A 6,914-nucleotide genomic window follows, 5' to 3' on the forward strand; every position below is an offset into this window, starting at 1 on the left:
CCGGCAAAGCCAGCTTGACAATATACTGTACATTACAGTACGTTATAATGCGCTCAACGACAACTTGGAACATATCATTAAGCGGCGGAAGAAAGCAGGATGCAGAGAATTGAAGCTTTAGACGCCATTGAATCGCTCAACTGTTTCCTGCTAGACGTTGTTCGCGCTGTCACCGCCGGTTACATCGTAGGTTGCGCCTGAAACCATTCGCGCCGCTTCAGAGGCGAGGAAAATGACGACGGGAGACATCTCTGCCGGATCGATCCACGGCACACCCAGTATTGATTTGCTCTGAAGCACCTTACGAGCCGCTTCTTCGTCTACAGCTTTGTCACCCGTGGGCGTGCGTCCCGCCACCTGTAGAGCCTGCTCATAACGTTCCTCATGGCGCGTGAGCGGTGTATCGATGAGTCCTGGCACGAGGCAGTTCACAGTGACGCCATGCGGCCCCAGTTCCATCGCCGCGGACTTCATCAAGCCAATGATGCCCCACTTCGATGCCGAATAAGCCGAACCGTTCAAGGTGCCGTGTCGTCCCTGAGTGGATGTCGTCATGATGATCCGTCCGTATTTCTGCTGCACCATGTACGGCGCAAAGGCACGAACAGCGTTGGCTGTGCCCGTCAGATTGACGTCGATCTGAATATGCCAATCAGGATCTTCCATCTGAAGTAGCGGACGGAACGCCTGGATACCGGCGTTGGCGAACAGGATGTCGATGTGGCCAAACTCAGTGTTGATCTTCTCAGCAGCGACGCGCAGTGCGGTAAGGTCGCGCTGGTCGAGTACAAAGCTCCTCCACTGGACGCCTGCGCTCTTGACCATCTCGCCGGTCTGATCGAGCTCGGCACGGCTGGCAGGTTCCACTCCCGAACGCGGATCGACGACGGCACAGATGTCGATTCCAATCACGCGAGCTCCGCTATTCGCCAAGGCCACCGCTGCTGCGCGCCCGATTCCGCGTGCCGCTCCAGTGACTACAGCCACTCTGCCATTAAGGATACGTCCCCAAGATTCTGTTCTCGCCTGTGTCATATGCCCCTCATGTTTTCTGCGAGCGAAACATCGCTCAACACCGCTGAACTGGGCGCAAGAAAAAACGGGCCCGATACGATCGCCGTCGCTACCTGTTGCTTTCCATTTGATGGCATCATCGCCTCTACTCTCTTTCATTCACGGTTCGGTTGAGCAGAGACGATTCAGTATTCAGACTTCTCGCCCCTTGCGGGGACCGAGGTTGGAACGCCCGGAGTGCCGGCATAGGTGATGAGCAGTATGGTGGGTTCGTCACCCGACTCGCCCCTATGCACATCGTCTACTGATTCTCCTACCGCTTGCCCCTGATGGACGACCTGAGTCTTGCCGCTGGCTTTGTCGTGCAGCGTAAGAGTGCCTGAAAGTACGTAGACGACATTTGGGAATGGATGTGAGTGCCATGGCAGGGCGGTGTGAGGTGCGATGGTCAGCTTGATCGTGGTGAGTTGCGGCTGGCCGGTAGGATAGTGTGTGTAGGGCTTGCCATTCCACGATTGAGTCGTTTGCAGCAGAATTTCGCGGTGACCGCTTGCAATACTATCCGCAGGGGTTTGAGCGAGTACGGCCGTCAGAGATGCTGCGGTTATGGCTGTAATTCCAATGGTGCGATATTTAGAAATCATATCGATCTCCTGGTGGGCTACCTGTCTAATCGAAACTCTGGAGGGTCTCTCTATTTTCCGGTGTAAAACACGCGCCAAACGCTGCGAGAGCCATCATCTGTAACGTAGAGAGCTCCATCCTGACCTACGGCTACTCCAACCGGTCGGCCCCAAACCTGTCCATCTACGGTGACAAATCCCGTAAGAAAATCCTCGTACTCACCGGTGGCCTTGCCGTTGTTTATGGGAACCCGGATAACTTCGTAGCCTCCGCGATTCGCACGATTCCACGACCCGTGTTCTGCTGCGAATCCATCGCCGTCGTACTGGTATGGAAACGTGGATTTACTGGTGGAATAGAAGGTCATTCCGAGCGAGGCCATGATCGTTGTCCACAGACTGAGACGGCTTTGGCTCTGGCAGGTCTGCCACGGTGATCTTTCGCCGGACGCCAGGCTTCTGCTGCGTGTAGTCGGCGAATGCGGCCTGACCGGTGATCGTCTTCTGGGCATGGAGCGCAGCGTGAGGAAGGGCGGTGAAGGCGAGAGGGGCTAATGCATGGAACAGTGCGAAACGTGAACGTTTCATAATGCTCATCTCCAGGGTCATTTGGGAACAGCCGATCGTCCGCTAGCTTAGTTTGTCGGCGCTTCAACCACGTAGGCTTGCTGGAGGATGGCTTACACCGGCTAACCTGTCGTATGCGGCCTGAGAGAGTTCGAGGCCGGCAGCAGCGATATTCTCTTCCAGGTGCTGGACCGAGGACGTTCCGGGAATAGGCAAGATGACTTGGGAACGCTTGAGCAGCCAGGCCAATGCTACCTGCAAAGGAGTTGCATCGAGATCATTCGCAAGCCTTTTGATGGCGTCATGTGCCTCCTTGGCTTGACCGAGCGGAGCCCACGGGAGGAAAGCGATGTTGTTCTTTTCACAGTAATCGACGATGAAGTCCGATTCCCGGTCAGCGAAGCTGTAGCGGTTCTGCACAGAGACAATCGGCACGATCACGCGGGCTCGCTCTACGTGTTCGCGCGTCACATTCGAGAGCGCCACATGGCGAATCTTACCCTGCTCGCGCAGCCTGGCCAGTGCTTCGACCGACGCCTCAAAGGACACAGCGTTGTCGGGAGCGTGCAGTTGATAGACGTCGATACGGTCCAGTCGCAGACGCTTCAAACTGCCCTCAAGTGCTTCGGTGAGATGTTTCGGGCTGGCATTATGCGTCCATTGGCCGGGGCCGGGCCGCTCCCATCCACCCTTGGTTGCGATCACCAATCCGGCCGGATATGGGTAGAGTGCTTCTGCAATCAACTCTTCGGAGGTGCCAGGACCGTAGGAGTCGGCTGTATCGATCAGGTTCACGCCGAGTTCGATTGCACGCCGAAGGGTCGAAAGGGAAGAAGCCTTATCTGCGGGAGGTCCCCACACGCCTGATCCGGTGATGCGCATCGCACCATAGCCCATACGGTTGACTACAAGATCGCCACCTAAGGTAACCGTGCCCGCGACTGCGGCTGAAAGAATCTGATTCTTATTCATTAGCGTGTTCCTTTTCGTATTGAGATTTTGGACGTTCAAAAAGTCTGTCGCGTGCATTTAAGCGGGCACTGGTGCGTTCTGCTCAATCAGTTTCTGAGCCTTCAACTCCGCCCAGAAATCGGCAGGAATCTTGGTTTGCATGGAAGTGTAATCGGCGAGGATCTGCTGCTCGCTGCTGGCGCCTACAACCAGCGCTGCAGCGATGTCAGGCGAAGCCGAGAATTGAAGTGCCGCGGTCCGGAGCTCGACTCCGTGGTTACTTGCAACCTCGCTAAGCCTCTTGCGCTTTTCAAGCAACGCGGGCGGGATCTGGTATGACTCTTTCCCATAGTTGTAACGCGGACTTCCAGAGATAAACCCCGCATTGAGTGATGATCCGATCACGAAAGACACGTCTTTAGCTCTTGCCGCTGGAAATACTTGATCGAGTGCGTTCTTGTGATCGACCAGAGAGTACTGAGAGGCTAGAAGACACACATCCGGATCTGCGACTTCAAGCAGTCGCAATATTGGTTCCGGAGTATTGACGCCGATTCCCCAGCCTTTGATCAATCCCTCTTCCCGCATGCGAGTGAGTTCAGGAAATGCACCCTTTCGTGCGATTTCGAACTGCTCCTGCCAGGATGTCGGAAGATATTTGTTGTCCGGCGAGATGTCATGCACGAAGGCTATGTCCAAGCTGTCGATGCCGAGTCTTTGCAGACTGTCTTCAATGGATCGTCGCACGCCGGGTGCGGTGTAATCGTATACCACATCATTCGGTGAGGGAGAAAACGGGAAATACTCTTTATTCTTCGCGGTCTTCGATGCCTTAAGGAGTTTGCCTACCTTCGAGGAGAGGACGAATTCACTTCGATTCTTGCCGTGAAGAAAGTTTCCGTATCTACGCTCTGCCAGGCCTAGTCCGTACCATGGAGCCATGTCGTAGTAACGAATCCCGGAATTCCACGCGGCTTCAATGGTGGCATACGCATCTTTGTCGGTGATGACCGCAAACTCATTCCCGAGCGGAACCCCTCCCATTCCGAATCTGAGGGGTGGCTTGTAGTGGGCTTTGCTAGCGATATTGACAGCTTGCTCCATGCTGTTACTCCCATCGATGCCTGCTGCACTTACAGCAGAAGCTGTCTTGGGCAGAAGTGCTGTCGCCACTGCCATGGCCGATCCTTTGAGAGTAGTGTTCAAAAAGTCTCTTCTCGTATTCATCGGAGAATCCTCTCTAATGGTTATGGGCGGCGTGCATCCAGAAATCATCAGGCAGATTGACGACGATCGGTTCTGGAGTACTTCGTACAACCACCCAGCGGAATGGATTCGTTCTAGAAGGGTTAAGCTCCTGATGTGGCAACCAACTCGGCACATGTAGAAAATCGCCGACACCAACAGTGACGGAGTGTTCTCCGAAGTTGCCCCACCTTACAAAGGCCTCTCCTTCAAGGACGTAAACGACTGTGTCCTGTTCGCCGTGATGGTGGATGCCGGTCTTCGCTGAAGGCTCGACCACAAAAATGCCGGCCCATAACGAGGAGACGATGCCTTGCATCGCTGCAATGGCGGACATCCTCAGCGATCCCGACGTCTGCTGTGTTTCGGTGCTCAGTCCTCCCGGATGCACAACGGTGATCATCGAAGTGATCCCCTAGGAATAGCGACTTCTCCTTGCGCAGCAAGCAGGTAAGCTATCGGCTCAGTGAGCGATTCGTCGGGGTTGCTTGCCATGTGATCTCCAGATGAGCTGTGATAATCGAGCGATTTATGTACTGTACAGTACATTACTAATAGATGCGATCGATCAGCAATTAGACGCACTTTTAAATCCAGGACGTTTGCCTAGAGTTGCATGAAAGAGGATCCAGTAGCAGATCGTATTTCTGAGGAGATTTCACCGTAAAGTCCCTTATTAGCGGCTATGTAGCTCACTCCATCGCTAGATTGTCGCCTTGGGAGGATTGGCGTTTCTGAGGGCCCTCCTATATACGGACGGGCCCTTTTGTCGTCTAGTGGTATCGCTAAACTTGCGAACAAGCGAGGGGACGAAGCACGAGGCTTGTTATATTCGATACCGTTGGTGGGTCCAACTTAAACCTCGAATCGGCAGAGAGCTTCTTCCAATCGGGATCGGCGGAGAACTTTTCCCAGCTTGCCTCAAGTGAGGTCATGTCAGGAAAGCTGAGCATATAGGTAAGATTCGGCAGATTCGGTCCAACCAATGTGTCCGCATAGAAAACTCCCGTAGCGCCGGCTTTAGCGAAAAAGCGGAACTCGCCATTGTGAAACATCTCCACCTTTCGAACGTGATCCATGTTTGTCGGCGACTGATACTGGCGGAGTTGATAGATGCGTTTTTCCTTGGTTGCGGCGGAGGCTGGTGGGGTGACCTTGGGATATCCCGGGAATGCCCGCAATAAAGAACTTTCTATACGAATGTAGGGCGGTGTTGCGGCGGGAGCATCCCAGAACGGCGCAGCCGCCTTCATAAAGACATCGTCCTTCGCCAACTCAAGATCAGCTGTAACTAACGTCTCCAACTTCAAACTTGGCATCAGCAGGTAATAGGAAGGGCTATCGGGTCCAAAATAAACAGAGAATGCACCAACTGGTCCAATGCCGAGCCGGTTTAGTGCCGGAATTAAAGCATCGGCAAAGAAATCAGAGGTGAGCTTCACACCCGGACCACTCGCCAAATGGTACCGGCGCAGGTCCATATACTCCGGCACAGAGTTCACAGCAGAGCCCGCTTGAGCAAGAAGATCACCGGCAGTAGCAAGTGAGAGGGCTGAAGCTGCGAGAGAGCTAGAAAGAAAATTGCGACGATCCATGAGTCTCCTTGGACTAATTAGCGTTATTCCGAACAATTTCGTGGTGACCCGAAGATTATTCTTCGCCGATTTAGAGCAAACACACTTGTCAGCGGCTTCGGCAGACTTATAATAAGTCTATGTACTGTACAGTACAGTATAAGTCTGTCCAATAACAACCCTCTTGGGTCTGCAGTAGATATGGCCTGAAGAGATGAATCGCATAAAATGCAGGTGGTACAGGAGATTCAAGCTGGAGGGTTGCGCCAAACATTTTAGCAATGCATTCAGGACTTGAGATGGGAGAGATGAATGCCGAACAAGCGATCGCGGGGAGAAGTTCGAAACAGCAAGCTCCAAAAAGTCGCAGCAGACTTGTTCCTAAAGCGCGGCTATGAGGGTGTCACTGTCGACAAGATCGTTGAGCTGGCTGGAGGATCGAAGAGTACGGTTTATAGCGAATTCGGTGGGAAGTGTGGGCTGTTCATCAGCAGTATCGAGAACCTGTGCCGCGAGGCGAACGAACCACTGACAAAGATTGACTATGCTGGGTTGAACCTGGACGCGAGTCTGAAGAAGCTTTCTTTTCATATCCTGAAACTTATCACCGCAAAACGGTCCGTGGAACTTCATCGTCTCGCCGTCGGAGAGGCGGTGAATTGTCCGGAAGTAGGAGAGGCGTGGTACAAACACGGTCCCGCCAGGACTGCTTCGTTCATAAGATCTCTGTTGGAACGTCATCGGGGCGAGTTGCGAAAGACCTCGATTCCAATTGACCGGCTCGCGGTGATCCTTCACGACTCGTTGACGGGAGACGTGCTCTACCGTCTTTTGGCAGGGGTCGGTAAGCACGAAAGCGATGCCGAGCTCGAGCGCTTAGCTTGTGCCGCCGTCGACCTCATCATCGGGAGCATCGTTGAGAGTGAAGGTTTTTGACACT

Annotated in this window: 8 protein-coding genes and 1 pseudogene; 1 reads left to right on the top strand and 8 read right to left on the bottom strand. The window is 53.7% G+C overall.

The genetic code is table 11. From position 1 onward, the window contains the following. Positions 1-150: 150 nt before the first annotated feature. The 8 genes and pseudogenes from AC5S26_RS29605 to AC5S26_RS29640 form a co-directional block, all read right to left on the bottom strand. Positions 151-1,035, bottom strand: a complete 885-nt coding sequence (locus tag AC5S26_RS29605; protein WP_494188542.1) for an SDR family NAD(P)-dependent oxidoreductase — start codon at positions 1,033-1,035, stop codon at positions 151-153. 164 nt (positions 1,036-1,199) lie between these two features. Beyond that, the gene (locus tag AC5S26_RS29610; protein ID WP_494188543.1) at positions 1,200-1,658 is read right to left on the bottom strand and encodes a cupin domain-containing protein; all 459 of its coding nucleotides are present in this window, start codon (positions 1,656-1,658) and stop codon (positions 1,200-1,202) included. Between the two features lie 50 nt (positions 1,659-1,708). After that, a pseudogene (locus tag AC5S26_RS29615) lies at positions 1,709-2,020 on the bottom strand (PQQ-dependent sugar dehydrogenase); the annotation flags it as partial. After that, positions 1,983-2,225 (bottom strand): hypothetical protein, encoded by a 243-nt coding sequence (locus AC5S26_RS29620; protein ID WP_494188544.1) that lies wholly within the window; start codon positions 2,223-2,225, stop codon positions 1,983-1,985. The gene AC5S26_RS29620 and the pseudogene AC5S26_RS29615, both read right to left, overlap by 38 nt. A gap of 63 nt (positions 2,226-2,288) precedes the next feature. Next, positions 2,289-3,176 (bottom strand): aldo/keto reductase, encoded by an 888-nt coding sequence (locus tag AC5S26_RS29625; RefSeq protein WP_494188545.1) that lies wholly within the window; start codon positions 3,174-3,176, stop codon positions 2,289-2,291. Between the two features lie 57 nt (positions 3,177-3,233). Then, positions 3,234-4,382, bottom strand: coding sequence for an aldo/keto reductase (locus AC5S26_RS29630; protein WP_494188546.1), 1,149 nt, complete (start codon positions 4,380-4,382; stop codon positions 3,234-3,236). A 13-nt stretch (positions 4,383-4,395) separates the two neighbouring features. Continuing rightward, the gene (locus AC5S26_RS29635) at positions 4,396-4,803 is read right to left on the bottom strand and encodes a cupin domain-containing protein (protein ID WP_494188547.1); all 408 of its coding nucleotides are present in this window, start codon (positions 4,801-4,803) and stop codon (positions 4,396-4,398) included. 382 nt (positions 4,804-5,185) lie between these two features. Next, a complete protein-coding gene (locus AC5S26_RS29640) occupies positions 5,186-5,995 on the bottom strand; it encodes an NIPSNAP family protein (RefSeq protein WP_494188548.1) in 810 nt (269 codons plus the stop codon). Positions 5,996-6,286: 291 nt separating this feature from the next. Between AC5S26_RS29640 and AC5S26_RS29645 the strand changes: the two genes are divergently transcribed. After that, entirely contained in the window at positions 6,287-6,910 is a 624-nt protein-coding gene (locus AC5S26_RS29645) for a TetR/AcrR family transcriptional regulator (protein ID WP_494188549.1), read from the top strand. Positions 6,911-6,914: the final 4 nt, after the last annotated feature.

Source organism: Edaphobacter sp. FHG110511_03 (assembly GCF_059115365.1).